The sequence below is a fragment of the Vibrio sp. Vb1755 genome (assembly GCF_033338635.1).
In the GTDB taxonomy this organism is placed as follows: Bacteria; Pseudomonadota; Gammaproteobacteria; order Enterobacterales; family Vibrionaceae; genus Vibrio; species Vibrio alginolyticus.
The window spans coordinates 210,699-232,453 of sequence record NZ_JAWOTA010000003.1; the positions used below are offsets into that span (position 1 = coordinate 210,699).

Consider the following 21,755-nt stretch of genomic DNA (forward strand, 5'->3'; position numbering starts at 1 on the left):
GAAGTTATTGATAACAATAAAACCCTACATGGAAGGTGTTGGTATTACCTTCGGAGAAAGCGATGAAAGAACAAACAGCATTAAAGAAAGTCGCGGAAATGGCGAGATTGGCTGATAGCTATGTCAGTGCTTGGGGAGATGAGGCGAAAGTGTCTGAGGAGACGCTACGCCGCTTGCTCGCTTCGCTTGGCTACGATACTAGCAGTGATGAAAAACTACTGGCTTCTGCTGAAAAGAAACATAAAAAAGACGTACTAGCCCCTGTTCTTGTTTTACGCGACGGCGAACCAGTCGAAGTGGAACTAAACCTAGGTACGAGTGCTCGTGAGAGTGAATTCAGCTGGCGTTTAGAAACAGAACAAGGAGAGGTACTTGAAGGCTATCTTCAGTCCCAAATTGTTCGTGATGAGCGTGCTGAGGGTGGCCCTCTAGTGTTTGCATTGCCAAAGAACTTGGCTTGGGGTTATCACAAACTGATCATCAGTCGTAAGCGTCGTAAAACACCTTACGAGATGTCATTGATCATTACGCCGAAAGCGTGTTTCAAACAAGACGATCTAAACCAACACAAAAAGCTATGGGGTCCTAGTATCCAGCTTTACACACTGCGTACTCAGCATAACTGGGGCATCGGTGATTTTGGCGACCTAAAACAACTGGTGAGTGATATTGCCTCTCGTGGCGGTGACTTCATTGGCTTGAACCCTATTCACTCGCTGTTCCCTGCGAATCCAGAAGGGGCAAGCCCATACAGCCCGTCTTCTCGTCGTTGGTTGAACATCATGTACATCGACGTAAGCTCTGTACCTGAGTTCGCGCTAAGTGCAGAAGCACAACAACGTGTCGGTAGTGCAGAGTTCCAACAACGTTTACAAAAAGCGCGAGACTCTCATTGGGTGAATTACACCGAAGTTTCGCAACTAAAAATGAGCGTTCTTCCGTTGCTATTCAGTGAGTTTAAAGCTCGCCATTTAGACAAGAACACTGATCGCGCTCGTGCCTTCTTGGACTTTGTTGAAAAAGGCGGCGACAGCTTGCTACACCAAGCTGCATTCGATGCACTTCATGCTGATTTACATGCAGAAGATGCAAACATGTGGGGCTGGCCAGTATTCCCTGAGAAATACCGCACATTCGACGCAGCCGGTACTCAGAAGTACATTAAGGACAACCAAGATCGTGTTCACTTGTACATGTACCTGCAATGGATCGCAGACGATCAAATCAAAGAAGCGCAAGCGCTAGCCGAAGAAAAAGGCATGGCTGTGGGTTTGTACCGCGACCTTGCGGTTGGTGTTGCAGATTCAGGCAGCGAAACATGGGCTGACGAAGGCGCGCTAGTATTGGATGCAAGCATCGGTGCGCCACCAGATGTACTTGGTCCACTAGGCCAAAACTGGGGTCTGCCTCCGCTTAACCCTCAGGTTTTAGAAGCGACTGGCTACGACGCTTACATCAAATTGCTACGTGCTAACATGAAGCATTGTGGAGCATTGCGTATCGACCACGTACTTGGCCTGCTTCGCCTTTGGTGGATTCCAAAAGGCGAGAAAGCGACAGAAGGCGCATACCTGTACTACCCAGTTGAAGACATGCTAGCAATCCTAGCGTTGGAATCTCACCGTCATCAGTGTTCTGTAATCGGTGAAGACTTGGGTACTGTACCTGATGAAATCGTTGATATCCTTCGTGATGCGGGTGTGCATTCGTACAAAGTCTTCTTCTTCGAAACATCAAAAGACGACGGCGGTTTTATTTCTCCGAAGCACTACGCTGAGCAGTCTATGGCTGCGCTGTGTACGCACGATATGCCAACACTACGCGGTTTCTGGCACTGTGATGACTTGAAGATGGGGCGTGAGATTGGTCTGTACCCTGATGAGCAGCAGTTGGAAGGCCTATTCGCTGACCGCTTGAAGTGCAAACAAGGCATTCTAGACAGTGTTCGCTGGCATGGCTATCTGCCAGAAGGCATTGGTCATGATGCTCAGTACGTGCCAATGGATTCATACCTAAGCGAAGCGCTGCAACTGCACGTAGCCGCGGGTGACTCTGCACTGCTTAGTGTGCAGCTTGAAGACTGGCTAGAAATGGATCAACCGGTCAATATTCCTGGTACGGTGGATGAGTATCCAAACTGGCGTCGTAAATTGTCGATGAACCTAGATGAAATCTTCAGCCGTGAAGATGTGAATCGTATTTCTAAACGCCTTACTGAAGTTCGTGCACAGGCGAGTAAGTAAGATGCCTAGAGTGGCGTAGATGGACGAGCTGATTACCAATTTTGTTAGCTCAGAGGTACGAAAGTTCCGTCTAGGTCACTCATTCCTAAAACACAATCCGTTAGGATGAAGTACCGTTATTATGCCCGCGACAATAGCGGGCATTTTTGTATTTTGACGCCGTTTACGCAACGAATGTGAGAAGCGGAGTCTTTTTGTGAGTTCACAACGTTGGCTGTGGAGAAACCGATGTTTGATTCAGATCTCTGGTCTTGAAAAGGATGTTGGCTCTAGGGAGAAAGATTTGAAAACCACCAAAACCAAGAAAATAAAGAAACAACACGAACGCGCATACGAACTGCTTGCTGAGGCGGCTTACTCAGATCCATTTGCGGCGCTGGGTCCTTTCATTGACGACGAAGCTTCGCTGAGAGTTTGGATGCCGGGCGCAAACAAGGTTGAACTGCTTGTTAATGGTGAACCTCGCGTGGCGCTTGAGCGTGATGGCGACAGCGGTTTCATCTTAAAAGAGCAACGCGATTTACACCTGACCCACTACCGTTTAGCGGTCGATTGGAATGGTGTTGAACAAATTATTGATGACCCGTACCAGTACCACAATATCTACCAAGAGTACGAGCATCTGCATACGCCAAAAGACATGTATCACTACATGGGCGCACACTTTGTCACGCTAGAACGTGGCGGTGAAAACATCTCTGGTGTGCGTTTCCTTGTTTATGCACCACATGCATCTGCTGTTAGCCTTGTGGGTTGCTTCAACCAATGGGATGGCCGTCGTCATCCAATGCAACGCTTAGACTACGGTATCTGGGGCCTATTCATTCCTGGTTTGGAAGAGGGGGTACAATACAAATTTGAGCTCAAAGGGCCAAATGGGGAAGGGTTGCCACACAAACAAGACCCTTGGGGTTTCTACTCTGAGCAATACCCATCGTTCGCATCCATTACCTACGATCACAAGCGTTACCAATGGCAAGATGCGAAATGGCAAAACCGTGCAGTGACACAAAAGCGTGATGAAGCGTTATCGTTTTACGAGCTACATGCTGGATCATGGAAGCGCGACGAGAACGGTGATTTCCTGAACTACCGCGAACTCGCGGAGCAGTTGGTGCCATACCTTGTGGATATGGGCTACACCCACGTTGAGCTGATGCCTGTGTCTGAGCATCCATTCTATGGTTCATGGGGCTATCAACCTGTTGGCTTGTTTGCACCAACTAGCCGTTTTGGCTCACCTGATGATTTCAAATTCTTCGTGGATGCGTGTCACCAAGCTGGTATCGGTGTAGTGCTGGATTGGGTTCCTGCGCATTTCCCATCGGATGATCATGGTTTAGCTAACTTTGATGGTACGCCTCTGTTCCATGATCCAGATCCTCGTCGCGGTTGGCACCAAGATTGGAACTCCTACATTTACGATTTAGGCCGTGAACATGTACGTCGCTTCCTTGTCTCGAATGCGCTGTACTGGTTTGAACAATTCCATATTGATGGCATTCGTGTCGATGCTGTTGCGTCGATGCTCTATCTCGATTATTCACGTAGCCACGATCAGTGGGTCCCGAACGTTGATGGTGGCAACGAAAACTACGACGCAATCGCAACCTTAAAATGGATGAACGAAGAAGTGTACAAGCACTTCCCGAATGCGATGACGATTGCGGAAGAGTCAACGGCGTTTCCGGGTGTGTCTGCGCCAACCTTTATGGGTGGTTTAGGCTTTGGCTTCAAGTGGAATATGGGGTGGATGCACGACAGTCTTTCATACATCAAAGAAGATCCTGTTCACCGTAAATACCACCACAATACCATCACCTTCCCGCTGGTTTATGCGCACAGCGAAAACTACGTCTTGTCTCTCTCTCACGACGAGGTGGTGTACGGAAAAGGCTCTATCCATAACAAGATGCCGGGCGATGAATGGCAGCAAACCGCAAACCTACGTGCATACTACGGTTATATGTATGGTCAACCGGGCAAAAAGCTGAACTTCATGGGCGCGGAAATCGGCCAAACGGCGGAGTGGAACCACGATGATCAGTTGCAATGGTTCTTGCTGGAATACGAACGTCATCAAGGCGTTCAAAAGCTGATGCGCGATTTGAACCACTTGTACCGAAATGAAGCGGCGATGCACGATCAAGATTGTGTTCCTGCTGGTTTTGAGTGGCGTCTACAAGACGAGGCAGATGCAAGCATCCTAGCGCACGAGCGTATCAGTAAAGAGGGTGAGCGTATTCTCATCATCACCAACTTTACGCCCGTACCACACGAGCGTTTCCGTTTAGGTGTTCCAAATGCAGGTCAATACGAACTGCTGCTGAACACGGACGACAGCAAATACGGCGGAAGCGATTTTAAAGTGCTGACCAGTGTGAAAACGGAACAAGTCGAAAGTGAATCACTGCCTCAATCACTTGAGCTTCGTTTGCCTCCACTTTCAACCGTGTTCTACAAGCTGCACAAATAATTTAGTCTAATCAAATTCTAAGCCCGTTTTACATTGTAAATCGGGCTTTTTTTAACCAAGTTTTCACTAACGATAAACAGACTGCATACTCTATACTTGCATCATATTGTTTTATGAAATCAGGCTAGGTCGGACTTTGAGAAAGATTAAATCCCTTCTGTTCAATATCTTATTGGTGCTTTTGCTTTTACCAGTGATGCTCGTTGGCATAGTGAAATACATCGATCCACCAATTTGGGGATGGAAGATCAGCCGCATAATTTCTCCTCCTGAAGGATTTCCTGAAGAGAGTCAAAATGAATGGGTGCCTTTGAGTGATATTTCTAAACACATTCAACTGGCCGTGATTGCGACAGAAGATCAAAAGTTCCCGACCCATTACGGAGTGGATTTTGATTCCTTGTTTAAAGTGATCTCAGAGTCTGGCGAGAGCGGTCCCTCTCGCGGTGCGAGCACGATTACTCAGCAAACTGCAAAGAACGTGTTTCTGTTTCCTTCACACTCTTATGTGCGCAAAGCGTATGAGCTTTATTTTGCTCTGCTGATGGAAGCAATGTGGAGTAAAAAACGCATTCTTGAAGTGTATTTGAATGTGGTGGAGTTTGGTCCAGGTATTTATGGCGCGGAAGCCGCTGCGCAAAACTACTTTGGTATTCCTGCTAAACAACTTTCAACACGCCAAGCAGCAAGGCTTGCGGTGGTGCTGCCAAATCCGTATCGCATCAAAGTTTACCCTCAGACTTCTTACACCATCAGCCGCGTCAATTGGGCGATGAGACAAATGCGTAACCTTGGTAGCGTTCAGCTTTAAACTCCTTTTTACCCTGCTCATAAGTAGAACTACGCCCCCATAAAAGCAAAATGTGAAGCGTCACAAGCTTTAGGGCGTAGCTTTTCAGAATGATGCGCTCAGTTTTTCATCCATTTACTATTAGTGTGAATAAAACTACAACACGAATACTGCGCCTATGCGCAACCAATGGACTGAACGATGAAACTGAATCTGATTACGACTACCTTATTGCTTGCATCGGCAAGTGCCATCGCCGAGCCAAACATCACCATTTCTACCACGACCAACAGCCGTGACTTTCCGTTAAGTGCAGAGCAGCCTTTGGTTGTGCCCTTAACCAAAGACGGATACACGCTCAAAATCACGGGTGTTGAAGGCGACTGTGTCGCGCCTGATGGCCAGAAGGTCAAATTCAACAAACCTATCGCGCTGAACTGCGGAAAACCAACAGAACTGCCGTTAAAAATCCGTTTTACTGGCGATTACTCTTTTGCTTTTGATGCGGAAGCGAAAACACTGCGCTTCAAGCGTGAACCTAAGAAAGCCGCCAAGACTGAATTCAAACGCCCAATCCCACAAGTGCAATGTGAGGTTTACCAAGGCGGCGAAGTCACCATCGCGCTGGGTGACAGTTTCCCCGATGGCACCAAGTTGCGTGATGCCTATTCTGGTCAAATGGTCGAAGTAAAAGATCAGCAAGTATCGCTGACGCCAAGCAAAGACTCAGGCGGTTTGGTGCTACTAGAGCCAGTGAAGAAAACCAAAGAAGCAGTACCGTTTGATTACCGTAATGCCAATATTTACTTCGTGATGGTCGACCGTTTCAACAATGCCGATACCAGCAATGATAACAGCTATGGTCGCAAGAAAGACGGTAAAGAAGAGGTTGGTACCTTTCACGGTGGTGACCTAAAAGGTGTGATCGAAAAGCTAGATTACATAAAGAGCCTAGGTACAGATGCAATTTGGTTGTCGCCAATCGTTGAGCAAGTACACGGTTTTGTGGGCGGCGGCGATAGCGGCTCATTCCCATTTTACGCTTACCACGGTTACTGGACGCGTGACTTTACCAAGATTGATGAGAACTTCGGTAACGAAGCTGATCTTAAAAAGCTGGTGGAAGAGGCACATAAACGTGGCCTTAAAGTCTTGATGGACGCAGTAATCAACCACACTGGTTACTCAACGTTAGCCGATTTGCAATTTGACGGTATTGAGGTGTTAAAACCAAACGCTGACCTACCTAAGAAATGGGGGGATTGGAAACCAAAAGCGGGCGAAAACTGGCATAGCTACCACCAGAATATTGATTACCAGAGTCCAAACTGGGCGAAATGGTGGGGCGGTGACTGGGTAAGAACAGGTCTACCGGGATACCCAGTTCCGGGCAGCAGTGATATCACCATGTCATTGGCGGGTTTGCCAGACTTTATCACTGAATCAGACAAAGCCGTGAAGCCAGCTCAATGGCTATTGGATAACCCTGGCACTCGCGTTGAGGAGCGTGACAATTACACCGTCTCGGACTACCTAATTGAGTGGCAAACTGATTGGGTGAAACGCTTTGGTATTGATGGTTACCGTGTCGACACGGTGAAGCACGTTGAAGGCGATGTGTGGAAACGCTTGAAAGAAGAGGCATCAAGCAGCCTTGAGCAGTGGCGTAAAGAGAACGGTAAGTCAGGTCAGCCATTCTGGATGATGGGTGAAGTATGGGGACATACCGCTTATCGCAGCCCTTACTTTGACGATGGCTTTGACGCGTTGATTAACTTCGATATGCAGAAGAAATTAGACAAAGGCGCGGCGTGTTTCAGCCAAATGGCAGACACCTACCAAAGTTACGCAGATACTATCGCCAATGAGAAAGACTTCAACCCAGTGAGCTACATGTCTTCTCACGATACGGAGTTGTTCTTCTCTCGCTTCAAAGATTACGGTATGCAGCGTAACGCCGCGAATGCACTGCTTCTGAGCCCTGGTGCTGTTCAGGTTTATTATGGTGATGAAGTTGGTCGTAACATTGGTCCTTACGCGGACGATTTCCACCAAGGCACTCGTTCTGACATGGTATGGAAGCTATCTGATGAGAAGCAAGCGCTGCTCAAACACTGGCAAACTCTTGGTCAGTTCCGTAAAGCGCACCCAGCGATTGGTGCGGGTCAGCATCAAGTAATTGAACAAGAAGGCGCGTACGTGTTCTCTCGCTCGCTTGGCAATGACAAAGTCGTTGTGGCGTTTGTGGGTCGCGACAAGTAGTTAGAACTTCGTTTTAAGCCTAGATAGAAAAAGCCCTTCCTTGAGTTATCAGGGAAGGGCTTTGTTGTATTAGTTCGCCAGTTCTTGGTCGATGACTTTTTCTAGCTCGTCAAACGGCACATAGCCAGGAATGACTTGATCATTAATGATCAACGCGGGCGTGCCGCGTAAACCAAGTTGCGTGAAATACTGATAGTTTTTATCAAGCAACGCCTTGGTCTCTTTGTCGTCGACAAGCTGTGCTTCTGTCCCCGTTTTTCTCGCGATTTGATTTAAGGAACGTGCGTCATGTGCGCCCGGTTTTTTCACCAATAACTCATGCACTTGTTCGTACTTATCTCGCTGGTTTTGCCAAACATTTAATGCGTAACTTGCCGAGTTGTAGCCGTTTTTCTCGTATTGTTCTTTAAAAGAGACATTGAGGTTAAGCACTTTTACCTGCGGATATTCCTTACCAACTTTGACCAGCTCTCCTTCTAAACGTTTACAAAAAGGGCAGCTGTAGTCTGTTACGTTAATAATGGTTAACTCAGGGTTTTCAGCACCAAAAGAGGAATGTTTGCCATCACTTAGATATTGACGAACCTCCTTCAAGGTGTCGCCAAATGACTGTTGATACGCAATGTACTCTTGAAGGTTTTGGTGCAATGAATCAAGAATTTGAGGGTTTTCTTTTAGTATCTGAGTAACTTCCTCTAGCTTTTGTTCTGCGGTCTTTTCTGATGCGAAAGATACGGCAGGTACGATAGCCATCGTTAACGCCAAAAGTGTACGAGTGAATGTCATAATATTTCCTAAAACTTTTAAATTTCGTTGTTTGTTATGTGAAGTGAATAAAATATGTACAAAAGTCAGGCAGAAAGGTCTCTCGCCTTGCTGGCTTTATTCTCTAAACACGCAAAGTTTTAGGTGAACCCGATACTTTTCCGGTATCGGTTCTGTGTATTCCAGATAGCGAATTGCTGTGGTTGTCATCGGCAGCGCCACAATCAAAGCAAACAGAAAAAATGGAATAAGAATATGATCAAACTGATGTTGGTACGCTTGAACCAACTTTTCTGAAAGGTCGCAAGATGGTGATAAATTCACGCTTTCATCTTGCTGACTCTGTATTTGGTGAGCCTTTGGGCAGCTTTTCGAGAAACCAGAATTTTGGCTTAAGCATATCATCACCACCCAAAGCACGAGGGCGAGTGTCCATTTGGCTATTTTATATTGTGAGCGTAACAATGGGTCGTATAGTCCTGTTAATTCTGGTTTATGCCGTTTACATATGACCGGACCATCCTAACCTAAATTTCGTGGCTGAATGTTACTTTCGAGTTAATCGATATTGCCTCAATGCCAAAGTATGAAGTACGTCATGAATGTTGTAGAAAGCAATATTCGTCAGAATCATTTTTTGAGTTGATGAAGAAGTCGTGAGCTATCGACATAGATTAATATACCTAATTGTTAGCACAAATTTTTATTATCTTTCAATTGTGATTGAAATCATAAAACAAAACTTCATAACTGAGTCGCGATAATGTTCGGCAGGCGGATTGATTTTGATCATCTCTCTAGCACATTATTCAGGTGAACATATGTGTTAAGTTCCACATGTGTAGGTAATGTTATGAAAATTCCTGTTCAAACTGAGCGTAAAGTTACACTGGGGTGCTACGTTGCTCTGGCGTTTGCGGTTGTGTTCTTTTCTGGCCTGATGCAATCTAGCGAATGGTACGGTGTATTCGACTTTACAACGCTCAATGGCTCTTTCGGCAAGGTGGCGTATGGTGTCACCGAAACGGCTGACGGTGTGCAAGTTGCAACAACGTCGCTTCGCGGTACTGGTGGTAGCGGTGCTCGTGACGGTTTCATTTTCGCACTTACTTTGATTCCAACTGTTATGTTCGCCTTAGGTATGATCAACGTACTTGAGCACTACGGTGCACTTGAAGCCGCTCGTAAGCTTCTTACTCCTCTTCTACGTCCTCTAATGGGTATCCCTGGTAACTCTGGTCTGGCTTTAATTGCTTCTCTACAAAGTACCGATGCAGGTGCGGCTATGACGCGTCAACTAAAAGATGAAGGTCACCTAACTAAGCGTGAAACGGACGTATTTACCATGTTCCAGTTCACTGCGGGTGCAACCATCGTGAACTTCTTCTCATCGGGTGCGGTATTGTTCACGTTGACGATGGCTGACGGCTCTCTAGCAGTAACTTCTTCTATTGGTTTGGCGGTTGTGGTGATGTTCGCGTTTAAGATCATTGGTGCGAACCTGTTCCGTATCTACCTAAACATGACGGAAGGTAAAGAAGACAAGCAAGACCAAAACAAATCAGAGAACCTAAAAGAGGAGACGGCATAATGGGTGACGTTAAAGCGAAAAAACCAATGGTGACGGATATTTTCGTTGAAGGTGCTAAGAAAGGTTGGGTAATTGCGACTACCTCTACGGTTCCTAACGTATTAATGGCGTTCGTTATCATCAAAGCGCTGCAAATCACTGGTGCGCTGGATCTGATGGGCACTGTGTTTTCTCCAATCATGGCAGTGTTTGGTCTTCCGGGTGAAGCAGCAGCGGTATTGATCGGGGCTTGGATGTCGATGGGCGGCGCGGTTGGCGTAGTGATTACACTGTTTGACCAAGGTATCCTGAACGGCACGCACATTGCGATTCTTGCGCCTGCAATTTACCTAATGGGCTCTCAGGTTCAGTACATGGGTCGAATTATGGGACCTATCGGTACTGAAGGTCGTTATATCCCAATTATGATTGCGATTTCCGTATTGAACGCATTTGGCGCAATGCTAGTGATGAATCTGTTTGTCTAGGAGTGAGTCATGCAATTCTCTCTAAATGAATATCTAGAAGAGCTACGTCCGCTGATTAATGTGGATTGTGGCACTTACACGACTGATGGTATCGAGTTTATCGCTTCTCAATTTGAAGAGAAGTACCAAGCGATGTCAGGTTGGAGCGTAAAACGCATCGACTGTGGCAGAGCGGGCATCGGTCTTGAAGTTCGAAACAAGCCGGAAGCTGAGCAAATCGACGTAATGCTGATTGGTCACATGGATACCGTGTTCCCTGTGGGTACTGCTGAGCTTCGTCCAATGTCTCAAGATGCAGAGAAAGCCTACGGTCCGGGCGTCTCGGACATGAAATCTGGCTTGCTGAACATCGTATACGCGATGCGCAATCTGGACCAAGCGGTGTTGGATAAGTTGTCTATCGCTATCTGCATGAACCCAGATGAAGAGACGGGCTCTCTGGACTCTGTGGATTGGATTCAATCAGTTGCGAAAAACGCTAAGAATGTGCTGGTTGCGGAAGCCGCACGTGCAGACGGTGGTTTAGTGAAAGCGCGCAAAGGCATGGCTCGCTACAAAATGACCTTTAATGGCGTTGCTGCTCACGCAGGTAACGAGCCAGAAAACGGCCGCAGCGCAATCACTGAGATGGCGAATTGGATTCTGGCTGTCAATGCAATGACCAACTTTGAATCTGGTACTACGCTGAACGTCGGCATTGTTTCTGGCGGCAACGGTGCGAACATCGTCCCGGAGCACGCGGAAGCGATCGTGGATGTGCGTTTCTGGAGCAACGAAGAATACGATGATGTCGACAGCAAGCTAAACGGCATGCTGGAAACACCATTCGTTGATGGTGTGAGTATCGAGTTGGTTCGTGAAGCTTACAAACCTTCTATGGTGCCAAGTGCGCAAACGGAAAGCCTGATGGCATTAGTTGAAGAAGCCGCAAGTGAACTGGCTATCGACATCAACTGGAAAGAAGTGGGTGGCGGCTCTGATGCAAACAACACGGCGATTCTAGGCGTTCCAACTTTGGATGGTCTAGGACCTATCGGTGCGGGCTTCCACAGCGATCAAGAGTACTTGTTGCTTGAGTCTATCGAACCACGTATCAAAATGCTGATGCGTGTATTGGAGAAGATTGCTCAATAGGGCATTCTGCTTTTAAAGCTTGGTTCCCAAAGCTTTTGGCTTCAACCTTTTGGTTTGCAAGACTTTTTTCCAATGCAATAATCCCCGGACTTCGGTTTGGGGATTTTTCTATCTGTGTTTCACTTTACTATCATTTCTTGTTATTAATCTTGCGTTCAGGTTCGATTAATTAATATGTTGGACATAGTCATAAATTTCGGAGGCAACGATGACCACAACAATGTCTGTAAAATCGGCGCCGAAAGACGCCAAAGATCAAACGATGCAAGCGCCAGATGAGAAAACATTCTGGCGAAAAATGAAAGGGTCGGTTAAGAAAGCGGGTGAAGAAATTGCCGTAATGGGCATTAAATCATGGCTCGCGATGACAGATTCTAACACCTCTGTTCGCCATAAGGCGATTTTAGGTGGTGCGCTGGCATACTTTGTCCTACCAACAGATATGGTGCCAGACGTACTCGCTGGCGTCGGTTTTACCGATGACATGGCAGCACTTACCTTAGCCGCGAACTCAGTCGGTAATGCCATCACCGACGAGCATGAAGAACAAGCGAGAGAAAAGCTGAATTCGATGGCGGATTAGAAAGAGTATTTCTAGACGCGGAGAAAACAAAAGCCCCGATGTTTCCATCGGGGCTTTCTTTTAGACAGGACTATATAATTTCAGAATGGTAATCGTAGAACGATTTAGGCGTCAGCGCGTTTAAGATGCACTTCTTCTTCGGCTACGCCTGCCATTGGGTCGTTGAAGCGAGCTTCATCCAATGCACCCTCTGATTTTGCAACGATGACGGTTACAGCACTGTCACCAGTGATATTTACCGCGGTACGAATCATATCAAGAAGACGGTCAACACCCATGATGAGCGCGATACCTTCAAGCGGCAGACCAACTTGGTTCAATACCATAGCAAGCATGACAAGACCCACACCAGGAACACCTGCGGTACCGATAGACGCCAGAGTTGCCGTCATGATAACCATTAGGTAATCGCCCATAGTTAAATCAATATTGAAAGCTTGAGCAATAAACGCAGTTGCTACGCCCTGCATGATCGCCGTACCGTCCATGTTCACGGTTGCACCAAGCGGTACTGTGAACGATGATACACGGTTCTCAACACCCATGCGGTGCTTTGCTGTTTCCATTGTCACTGGAATCGTCGCGTTTGATGATGCGGTCGAGAAAGCAAACATGATCGCGTCTTCCATCTTACGCAGGAACGTAATTGGATTTAGACCAGTGAAACCTTTTAACATTAAGCTGTAAGTGACTAGGCCGTGCAGGACAAGCGTCCCCGCCAGTACTAAGAAGTACTCTGCCAGATTGACGATTGCGCCCAGACCAAGACCAGTAAATAGCTTCGCCATTAAGAAGAACACACCATAAGGCGCCAAGTTCATCAAAATCGCGACCAGTTTCATGATCACTTCATTCAGATCAGCGAAGAACGCTGCAATACGTTCACCAGGTTTGCCTGCTGCGCTGATCGCGATACCAAATAGTACCGCGAACACAATAACTTGCAGGGTTTTACCTTCAGCCATCGCACTGATAGGGTTGGTTGGGAACATATCGATGATCACCTGACCCAAAGATGGTGCTTCTGCTGATTTGAATGAACTTGCTGCGGTTAGGTCAGCGCCAGCACCTGGCTGGAACAGAGTACCCATAGTTAGAGCAAGCGTAATCGCGATAGCCGTTGTTGTAACGTAGAAAGCGAGGGTTTTACCACCCATGCGACCCAGTGTAGAAAGGTCTTTGAGAGAGCTAGTACCACAAACTAACGAAACAAATACTAGCGGTACAACAAGCATTTTTAAGCTGGCAACGAAGATCTGTCCACCAACTTCGAATAATCCATTAACAATGTATGCGTCGACAAATCCGTTGTCGGCAAAAAGTGTGCGAATTGCAAATCCTGTCAAGATACCCGCAACCATACCTAAAATTACGCGGCTGGTAAGCGACATCGGTTTCTTGGTATTCATGAGAACACTCCTTATAGTTATGCACCTTGAGTTCACTTCAAAGCGGCGAGCAGATTAGCAGCGGAGTGAGAAAATACGAAAGAATAATCCTCTAAATGGTTAATAGATGTGAACTTTATCACTAATAAAAATGGGACTTTAACCAAATATTAACGAATTGCCTGGATAAAAAGTTTGTATTTTAACACTTTTATCGAATATACAACCGATAACAAAGAGGATTTACAATAAATTCTAATAAGAGATAGAGTGCATACTCTCTTTGAGTGGATGCATTTCTGCATAACTATTTAAGTTATATTCAGGCTAGCGGTCGCTTCTTTAGGGATACTTTAGTATTGAGTGTTCATCAGAGCCAACGAACCCTTTATGCTTTCATATTTGTCAACTCAATGATGGTTGGCAAGTGTAGTTAGTTGGAGGTGATCCCAGCTCCAATAACTTTGACGGGTATTCTTAATCCCTCCAACCCAATAGCATTGTTTCGCTCGTATTAAGCCTTCCAAACACTGCTTGCCAGCCTCAGTGATACGGACGCTTTGTTCCCACCAGTGCCTTTCACGTGATTCAATCGTGATCAACGGTGTTTGACACTGTGCTAGAGGGAGGAGTAACGCGTAAAACATCACGTCTCCTAGGTAAGGAAGAGGTTCTAGTTGTTGATATTGCTCAAACCAATCTTTGATGGGAATTGAACGATTTTGTGAGCTCAAGACCTTTAGTGCGAGGTGTTGTGTCAAGCTCAATCCAGTTTGTGAATTAGGTAACTCTTGCAAATGGCGTTTAAGCACGTTGAATATATTGGGCAAGCAATCCAGGTTATGCTGCTGAATCAAATTAACTATGGAAATAGGTGTCGGTGATGTAATAGCGTGCCAACACCGTTTAGCCTGACTGAATAATTTTGCTGTCACAGGTTTACGGTATCGCCAACAAGAACGAATAGCTTCTTCAGGCAACTGCCCAAAGCCGATGAATCGTTCAGTGCCCGGGAACTGGTTCAACTCAATGATCTCTATCACTTTATTCTCTACATTCTCTAACTGTGTTAGAGCACGAATTAGCATCAATTGATCATAACTGTCATGTTCGACCCAAAAGACGATTCGTTCAAATACATCACTTTGCAACAGATCGAGGTTTGATTGTTCCAATGTGACTATATCTTGAACCGAGTCTTCACGTTTCATCACAGGCAGCAGAGTCTCTACGACATATTGGGCACGAATGGCAAGGAAGTTCTGTGGTGTTGCTGGTATGGGGCCAATACAAAGCGGATCGATCAGGGCTAAAAATGTCCCTTCAAATCCGCTGGCTTTAAGTTGTTGTTGAATGTCGTGGCCACAACGAACGTGTAGCGTTTTTACTTTTGCATCTAGGGGCGGTTTTTGTTCTTTGATGGCTAGTTTGTGCGCTTCTAGCTCTTCGACATGAGCTTTTAGTTTACTCCAACTGGATAAGCCCAGTTCTCTTGCGAGTGCATGTTGAACGTCAGCCAATTGAATTGTATTGGGAGCCAAAGATTCTGGTTTGGAGTGAAATCGCTTAACTAACTCCAACGTGGCGTCATCGTATAGGCGGATAGCTTTGAGCCTTTTTTTAGCAATGGATTTTTGCTGATTGATATTGATCGAGAAGCTATTTGTAGAGTTCATATTTCACCTTTCTTATTTCTTCCACACTCGCCTAAATAGAAGCTAAAAAGAAGGTAAAAACAGATTGTGCCTGCTAAACCAAGCAGGTGAGGATATTGCCGTGAACCGAGTTCTTTCCGCGAGTGTTGGGTGCTTTAGGCATGAGCAGAGTGATAGTAGGTGGTCGCTATCCTTCGTGCAACCTTTTGTGAGAGTGTAGCGTCACAAAATGGCCGTTTCTCTATGTTTAGGGAGAATCAATAGGCGATAACACTAGCGATTCAACTCAATACCACTGTTGCTAGACTCGAGTTTCTACACTTTTGAGTAAAATACGATAAAGCGCTTGAGTCGCAGGACCACTTTTGGCTCCTTTGGGCAAAGTGAGGTGCAGCGCAACTTGATATTGATGGGAGTGTTCGAGCTCCAATACTTTAATTTTATCGCTCTTTCGGGCTGAGACTAAGTGCGCTGGTAGCCGACAAAACCCAACGCCTTGCTCTACGGCGTGAAAAGCGTGGTCGAAGTTATCGACGGTAATACGCTGACGTGCGCGTAACCAACCCACATCTCTTTTCGTTTTGTCTGAATCACCTAAGTCACGGATGACAATTTGGCTGGTGGTTGCAAAATCGTCGATGGAAACATGCGGCTTTTTAGCGAGTGGATGGTGTGCTGCGATTACAGGCAGCATGGTTGTTACGCCAAATGCTTCGGCAGGGTAGTTGGTTATCGGTAAGTTGATGATTGCGATGTCAGCGAGCTCATTTACGACCATTTCGGTTGTTTTGCTCAGTGACGTTTCAACCACTTGAACGGAGGTCGTGTTGTTGTCCTCCAAAAATTGACTGAGTGGTGCATAAAGCCAACAAGGGTCACAAAGATGATCTACTGCGACCGTGATTTGAGATTCCACCCCACTTTTTAACTGCTCGCTGATGACTTCTAGTTCCCGCGCTTGTTCAAGCATGGATTGTGCACGACGCAGTATGGTTTTGCCGTGCTCTGTCAAACCCGCTTTGCGCCCTCGTACTTCGATAAGTTGAATACCAAGTTGGTCTTCTAACTTCCTCACCGAGTAGATCAATGTAGTATGGCTCTTGTTGAGCAGTAAAGCTGCGGATTGAATGCTGCCTTCTTGATTAATCGCTTGTAGCGTTTGCCATTGTTCTAAGGTCGTTTTTAGTCTCATGAGTCAATTTTTTAGACAGTTAATGGCGAAATTATGAACTTTTCTGTCAGTTTTATAAAGGTAATAATCTTGTCATCGAAAACGAGTCAATAAGAAGAGGAGACTCAAGATGGCGAAATTATTGCAAGTTGATTTTGAATTTCATGGTCCGTTTGGTGACGAGATGTCGAATGCTCTGGTCGACTTAGCTAAGTCGATTAACCAAGAGCCGGGCATGATTTGGAAAATCTGGACGGAAAGCGAAAAAGACAAACTCGGTGGTGGTATCTATCTTTTTGAAGATGAAGCCACGGCGCAAGCTTATCTCGAAATGCATGCCGCACGCTTACGAAAAATGGGCGTAGTCGAAGTACGAGGTCAAATTTTCGATATCAATGTGCCGTTAACGACGCTCAATCAAGGGCCTATTAGAGGATAAGGAGATGATGACCAACCGCACTTTTCTAACCGTTCATGGTGTCGTATATACGGTATTCGCTTTTGCGTTGTTTTTTGTACCAACCATAATGTGGCCGATGTATGGAGTACAAATTAACGACCAGTACGCGCTGTTTTTATCGCAGCATACTTCGATCTTTTTAGGTGGAATCGCAGCGGTGAGTTTGATGTTACGTAATGTGGAATCAGGGCATACTGCGAAACAGCTGTTTAAAGCATTATTGATTACTAATGGCTTAGGGGCAGTGATTACTACCTATGCCGGCATTATCGGAGTATTTGTCGGTTTTGGTTGGAGTGACCCAATATTCTTTGTCTTGCTTAGTTTGATTACGTACAAGCAACTAAGAGTGCAATAGAAAAAGCCCTGCTGTTTCTAGCAGGGCTTTGTCATATTTGGTTTAATTAGCGATCTAAATTCAAGTTATGATTCGCTTTTGTACGCGTAGTTATAGTAGCCGTATCCATAGCCGTATGAGTTAGATGCTTTTTTCTCAACTGCATTGAGAATCACACCTTTAACTTCAACGCCTGATTGCTCGAAGCGACCTTGCGCGACTTCAATCTCCTTCAAAGTCGTTTGATCAAAACGAGCGACCATCAGAGTTGTTCCTGCAAGCGCGCCAACAATGCTTGGGTCGGTAACTGCGAGTACAGGCGGCGTATCGATGATGACTAGATCGTATTGTGCAGACATCTCGTCAACAAAGCTCTTGAAGCGAGGGTGCATAAGAAGTTCTGACGGATTTGGTGGTACTTGGCCGCGAGTCACAACATCTAAATTATCAATGGATGTAGATTTAATGATGTTGCTAAGGGATGTCTTACCGCTCAAGTAATCAGAAAGACCGTTGTCCCAGCGTAGACCGAAGCATTGCTGCAAATAACCTTTACGCATATCCGCATCAATAAGCAGCACTTTCTGACCGGTTTTCGCAGCGACGGCCGCAAAGTTGGTCGATACAAATGTTTTGCCGATAGATGGTGCAGGACCTGAAATCATAAGAACGTTATTCTTCGCTTCCATCATTGCAAAGTGCAAGCTAGTGCGAAGACTACGTAGAGCCTCAATGGAAAGATCGGCTGGGTTAGCTTCCGCTAGAAGGACTAGCTCATTGTTGCTGCCTTTGTTGCGCTTAAGCTTGTTTGCAAATTCCAGTTGTTGAATAGATTTTGGAACGCTTGCGTAAACTGGCATGCCAATCTGTTCAATTTGATCTGGTGTTTCCACACCACGGTGGAATGCTGCACGAATTAATACGAAAGCCACGCCTGCCATACCGCCAAGCAGTGTTGCTAGCACAACGATAAGCGCTTTTTTCGGCTTGATTGGCTTAGAGAAAGATTGAGCGTTATCTAAGATTCGAACGTTGCCAACTGTTCCGGCTTTAATAATGTTGAGCTCTTGAACCTTGTTCAATAGTTGGATGTAGATTTGTTGGTTTACTTCTACATCGCGTGTCATACGTAGAACTTCACGCTGTGTTTTCGGTAACTTTTGAACTTGTTTATTAAGACGTTCTTTCTCTTTTAGTAGTGTTTCACGTTTATCAAGTAGCGACTTATAAGCTGGGTGATCCTGTGTGAAGCGTTGGCTGATCTCACTTTCTTTGAATGTAAGCTCATTTAGCTGTGCTTCTAACTCAACCATTACTTTCAGCGTTGACTGAGCTTCAAGGCCTAAATCGATAGATTCATTTTCTTGACGGAACCGATTTAAAACGTCTTCAGAAGCGGTCAGTTTTGTTTTGATGTCTGGGAGGTGACCTTTCAAGAACTCGAGGCTTTGCTCTGCCTCTGCAGAATTTCTTTGAACGTTTTGTAAGAAGTAGTTTTGGCTAATGTCGTTCAAGATATCTTGAATCTTAGCGCGGTCTTCACCAGAGAAGCTTAAAGATATAATCCCGGTTTGCTTACCACGTTCGCTAATCGATAAGTTTTCTTGAAGTTTATTAATTGCATCTAATTTACTGATTTTGCTGACCGTGAATGAGTCACCAGTTTGAGCCACAAGTTCAGTCGCCAAAAACTGGTATCCATTCTTCTCAAGCAGTTCACCAACTTTACCTTCTAGAATGACGTTATTGTCATCTTCTAAGAGCCTGAACGTCTGTTTTTCAGAATCAATAACTTCAAGAGTTAAAGGAACGCCAACTGCGTAAGAAGGAGCATTAAATCGTGAAACGCTCAGACTGATTTGCTCACCTTGTAGTCGAGCTAGGCCTTTACCAATAATTGGCATGTAGTTTGGAGAAACGACAGTCGTTAAGTTGAACTTATCAACAGTACCGCCCAAGATCATACGAGATTTGATGATCTCTATTTCTGTTGTCGCTGATGATTCTGCTGAAAACAGCTCTCCCATATCACCAACCATCGCTGAAATACCACCTGAACTCTTACTTTCGATTTGGATAAGAGCGTCAGCTTTATAGATAGGTGTTGATAGAATGGCAACGCCGACGCCTATAATTGAAAATAGGACTACGGTACATAGAATGAGCCATTTGGCATCGAGAATGATCCCAAATAACTTTCCCAAATCGATCTCATCGTCGGCTTGACGTGATTGCTTAATAGTTTGTGTTGTCATTACTTTAACTTCTTAAATACCTTGCCATTGGCGTTTATTTAGCCTTGCGGCTTATAGTTTTTGAGACCACGCTTTTGCTGCTTTTTCTATAAGCGTATATGCATGTTCGAAAGCTTCTCTACTTTGTCTGTATGGATCAGGGATGCTTTTTTCATTTATCCACTGTCCAAACAGCATCGTTTTACCTCGTGCCTCAGGAGCGATTTTGGTTAAGGCTTCTAAATGACCTTTTTCCATAACCAATATCAGATCGTATTGAGCGCAAAGCTCAGGTGTTAATTGTCGTGCTTCGTGTCCATCTAAGCTTACGCCATGTTCGTTCGCGATAGTGGTTGCCATCTCGTCAGCAGCTTTTCCCGTTAGATGGCTCTTATCTACTGCGATTCCTGCTGATGCGACATGTTTGTTTGGTAGTAAAGACTGCAAAAGCCGCTCTCCTGTTGGAGAGCGGCAAATATTACCGACACAGACGACAAGAATATTAGAAAACAAATGCTTACCCTACTTTAAGTTGTATGCTTATGATCTCAACTGAATTGCTGGCTTCTTTATATTGCGCAATTGAGCTGAGTAGCTATCGATTACGTGCCGCAAGAGATAATTTTCTTGCGGCACGTTGTTTTACGGCCAAGTGCGTACTCGTAGTACACCTTCAGTTAGTTCATTAAAGCCGGAAATGGTTGGAACGAGCTGAGCAATCACACGATTCCAACGACTAACAGGTGCAGCCGTCACATAGACTATGTCGTAAGGGTTGAGATCAAACTCAGTACCAATCACCAAAGCAGAAGCGTCAGAAACATCTAGCTGATAAATGTCCGCCATTTTAGCTTCTTCTTTTGAACGTCTGATGACAAACACACCGGTAGCATCTGCGGAGATTTCACTGATACCACCAACGCTGCTAAGAGCCTCAGTAAGGCTCATGCCGCTACGATCAATTTTGAGTAATTTCGGGTCGTTAACCTCGCCCATAACAAATACTTTTTGCGCATCGTTTCGAGGAATATGAACAATATCGCCAGGCTTTAGAAGGCGGTTTTGAGTTAAATCGCCTTGTTGCATCAGAGCATACAAAGAGACGTTTTCAACAACGCCATTGCGTGTCAGTGTCGCATTACGCCAATCAGCCTCGGCAGCCAGTCCGCCAGCTCTATTCACAGCATCTAGAAGTGTAAGGGGGATGTTTGTAATTGGTTGTTGTCCTGGCTTGTTAACTTCGCCAGTTACATAAGTCTTTTTAGAGCGAAATGCCGCAACGCTTACATCGACCTGTGGGCTCTCAATGTATTTTGCAAGGCGGCTTGCAATGTCTGCACGAATCTGACGTACGTTTTTGCCTTCAACATGTACGACACCTATGTAAGGGTAGAAGATCGTGCCATCCGAATGCACCCAGTTACCCGCTTCGGCTGAGCTTCGGTATGAGCCCGCTGGGATCGTTAGCTCTGGGTGATCCCAAATAGTGATATTTAGGATATCGCCAGGTCCTACTTCGTATTCATATTTTGCGATTTCAATATCTAACTCTGGGTTTGGTTTTGAAAAAGGGTCCACTGAATTTAAAGACGTTACGCGCTCCAAAGTTAAGGGATAAACGGTAACCTGAGACTCTATATCACTCGATTCAGTGCTCATGACTGTTTTGTCACTGACCGAAAGGTGGCTACCAGGCAAAGTACACCCTGTAAGAAGGATAGGAAGTACTGATATCCCCAAAAATTTATTAAATGTGTTCATTGGTTTATAACTACCGAAAGAAAGTTTGCCGACTGAAATTGATTCATTCTAATTGAACTGCATTTCATCAATATTGATGAAATGCAGTTTTAAGCCTTTAGAAAGCGAGTCCATTCAGAATTATTTGTGTAATAAACACTCCAAATGGCTGCTAGCGACTTAGAGCTCTTAGTTTCATTAATGAAGGTGTGAAAATCCGACCCACAAAAAATAGTCAACTATTATCCATCTGGTTGCAATAAAGGCAACAAGTTACTTGAAAAAATACTGACGAATACATGACAAAATTGTGTCTATTTAACGTTATTGAGATGAATGCATGATTTTGCACAAGCAAACAGGCAGTAATGTGAAAAAACTCATGCCAAAGTTGTATGCATCCTATTTACACTATATGCAACTGCCGTTATGCTTCGTGTTGCGGTCGGATATAACAAC

Annotated in this window: 18 protein-coding genes; 10 read left to right on the forward strand and 8 right to left on the reverse strand. The window is 45.3% G+C overall.

Annotated features, from left to right (window positions below):
• Nucleotides 1–62 precede the first annotated feature (62 nt).
• The 4 genes from malQ to R7E00_RS05465 all read left to right on the forward strand — a co-directional run bounded on the left by malQ (nucleotide 63) and on the right by R7E00_RS05465 (nucleotide 7,771).
• The gene (gene malQ, locus R7E00_RS05450) at nucleotides 63–2,243 is read left to right on the forward strand and encodes a 4-alpha-glucanotransferase (protein WP_005374838.1); all 2,181 of its coding nucleotides are present in this window, start codon (nucleotides 63–65) and stop codon (nucleotides 2,241–2,243) included.
• 283 nt (nucleotides 2,244–2,526) lie between these two features.
• Nucleotides 2,527–4,719: a 1,4-alpha-glucan branching protein GlgB gene (glgB, locus tag R7E00_RS05455; RefSeq protein WP_224721283.1), complete on the forward strand. Its 2,193-nt coding sequence runs from the start codon at nucleotides 2,527–2,529 to the stop codon at nucleotides 4,717–4,719.
• Nucleotides 4,720–4,855: 136 nt separating this feature from the next.
• Nucleotides 4,856–5,530, forward strand: a complete 675-nt coding sequence (gene mtgA, locus R7E00_RS05460; protein ID WP_031778873.1) for a monofunctional biosynthetic peptidoglycan transglycosylase — start codon at nucleotides 4,856–4,858, stop codon at nucleotides 5,528–5,530.
• A gap of 180 nt (nucleotides 5,531–5,710) precedes the next feature.
• On the forward strand, nucleotides 5,711–7,771 hold the full coding sequence (locus R7E00_RS05465) for an alpha-amylase (protein WP_005374841.1): 2,061 nt from the start codon (nucleotides 5,711–5,713) through the stop codon (nucleotides 7,769–7,771).
• Nucleotides 7,772–7,840: 69 nt separating this feature from the next.
• On the opposite strand, the gene R7E00_RS05470 is transcribed toward R7E00_RS05465, so the two are convergent.
• Nucleotides 7,841–8,557, reverse strand: a complete 717-nt coding sequence (locus R7E00_RS05470; RefSeq protein WP_136976807.1) for a DsbA family protein — start codon at nucleotides 8,555–8,557, stop codon at nucleotides 7,841–7,843.
• Nucleotides 8,558–8,653: 96 nt separating this feature from the next.
• Entirely contained in the window at nucleotides 8,654–8,941 is a 288-nt protein-coding gene (locus tag R7E00_RS05475) for a hypothetical protein (RefSeq protein WP_049872671.1), read from the reverse strand.
• A 448-nt stretch (nucleotides 8,942–9,389) separates the two neighbouring features.
• Between R7E00_RS05475 and R7E00_RS05480 the strand changes: the two genes are divergently transcribed.
• From R7E00_RS05480 to R7E00_RS05495, 4 genes are all read left to right on the forward strand, one after another.
• The gene (locus R7E00_RS05480; RefSeq protein WP_005374846.1) at nucleotides 9,390–10,127 is read left to right on the forward strand and encodes a nucleoside recognition domain-containing protein; all 738 of its coding nucleotides are present in this window, start codon (nucleotides 9,390–9,392) and stop codon (nucleotides 10,125–10,127) included.
• Complete coding sequence (locus tag R7E00_RS05485; RefSeq protein ID WP_053303905.1) at nucleotides 10,127–10,594, forward strand: YjiG family protein; 468 nt, start codon at nucleotides 10,127–10,129, stop codon at nucleotides 10,592–10,594. Before R7E00_RS05480 ends, R7E00_RS05485 begins: the two co-directional genes overlap by 1 nt.
• 9 nt (nucleotides 10,595–10,603) lie before the next feature.
• Nucleotides 10,604–11,728, forward strand: a complete 1,125-nt coding sequence (locus R7E00_RS05490) for a M20 family metallopeptidase (protein WP_053303904.1) — start codon at nucleotides 10,604–10,606, stop codon at nucleotides 11,726–11,728.
• 208 nt (nucleotides 11,729–11,936) lie between these two features.
• Nucleotides 11,937–12,311: a YkvA family protein gene (locus R7E00_RS05495; RefSeq protein ID WP_053303903.1), complete on the forward strand. Its 375-nt coding sequence runs from the start codon at nucleotides 11,937–11,939 to the stop codon at nucleotides 12,309–12,311.
• 104 nt (nucleotides 12,312–12,415) lie between these two features.
• Here R7E00_RS05495 and R7E00_RS05500 read toward each other — a convergent pair whose 3' ends face one another.
• The 3 genes from R7E00_RS05500 to R7E00_RS05510 all read right to left on the reverse strand — a co-directional run bounded on the left by R7E00_RS05500 (nucleotide 12,416) and on the right by R7E00_RS05510 (nucleotide 16,546).
• Nucleotides 12,416–13,720 (reverse strand): dicarboxylate/amino acid:cation symporter, encoded by a 1,305-nt coding sequence (locus R7E00_RS05500; RefSeq protein WP_017634452.1) that lies wholly within the window; start codon nucleotides 13,718–13,720, stop codon nucleotides 12,416–12,418.
• 389 nt (nucleotides 13,721–14,109) lie between these two features.
• Nucleotides 14,110–15,375, reverse strand: a complete 1,266-nt coding sequence (locus R7E00_RS05505; protein WP_213907545.1) for a DUF1835 domain-containing protein — start codon at nucleotides 15,373–15,375, stop codon at nucleotides 14,110–14,112.
• Nucleotides 15,376–15,655: 280 nt separating this feature from the next.
• Nucleotides 15,656–16,546, reverse strand: coding sequence for a LysR family transcriptional regulator (locus R7E00_RS05510; protein ID WP_033906667.1), 891 nt, complete (start codon nucleotides 16,544–16,546; stop codon nucleotides 15,656–15,658).
• 109 nt (nucleotides 16,547–16,655) lie between these two features.
• On the opposite strand from R7E00_RS05510, the gene R7E00_RS05515 reads away from it, so the two are divergent.
• A complete protein-coding gene (locus R7E00_RS05515; RefSeq protein ID WP_005374871.1) occupies nucleotides 16,656–16,964 on the forward strand; it encodes a monooxygenase in 309 nt (102 codons plus the stop codon).
• A 7-nt stretch (nucleotides 16,965–16,971) separates the two neighbouring features.
• Nucleotides 16,972–17,343 (forward strand): hypothetical protein, encoded by a 372-nt coding sequence (locus R7E00_RS05520; protein ID WP_017634450.1) that lies wholly within the window; start codon nucleotides 16,972–16,974, stop codon nucleotides 17,341–17,343.
• A gap of 65 nt (nucleotides 17,344–17,408) precedes the next feature.
• On the opposite strand, the gene R7E00_RS05525 is transcribed toward R7E00_RS05520, so the two are convergent.
• The 3 genes from R7E00_RS05525 to R7E00_RS05535 form a co-directional block, all read right to left on the reverse strand.
• Nucleotides 17,409–19,577 (reverse strand): polysaccharide biosynthesis tyrosine autokinase, encoded by a 2,169-nt coding sequence (locus R7E00_RS05525; protein ID WP_005374875.1) that lies wholly within the window; start codon nucleotides 19,575–19,577, stop codon nucleotides 17,409–17,411.
• Between the two features lie 51 nt (nucleotides 19,578–19,628).
• Nucleotides 19,629–20,069, reverse strand: coding sequence for a phosphotyrosine protein phosphatase (locus R7E00_RS05530; RefSeq protein ID WP_025768627.1), 441 nt, complete (start codon nucleotides 20,067–20,069; stop codon nucleotides 19,629–19,631).
• A 129-nt stretch (nucleotides 20,070–20,198) separates the two neighbouring features.
• On the reverse strand, nucleotides 20,199–21,317 hold the full coding sequence (locus R7E00_RS05535; protein ID WP_017820139.1) for a polysaccharide export protein: 1,119 nt from the start codon (nucleotides 21,315–21,317) through the stop codon (nucleotides 20,199–20,201).
• Nucleotides 21,318–21,755: the final 438 nt, after the last annotated feature.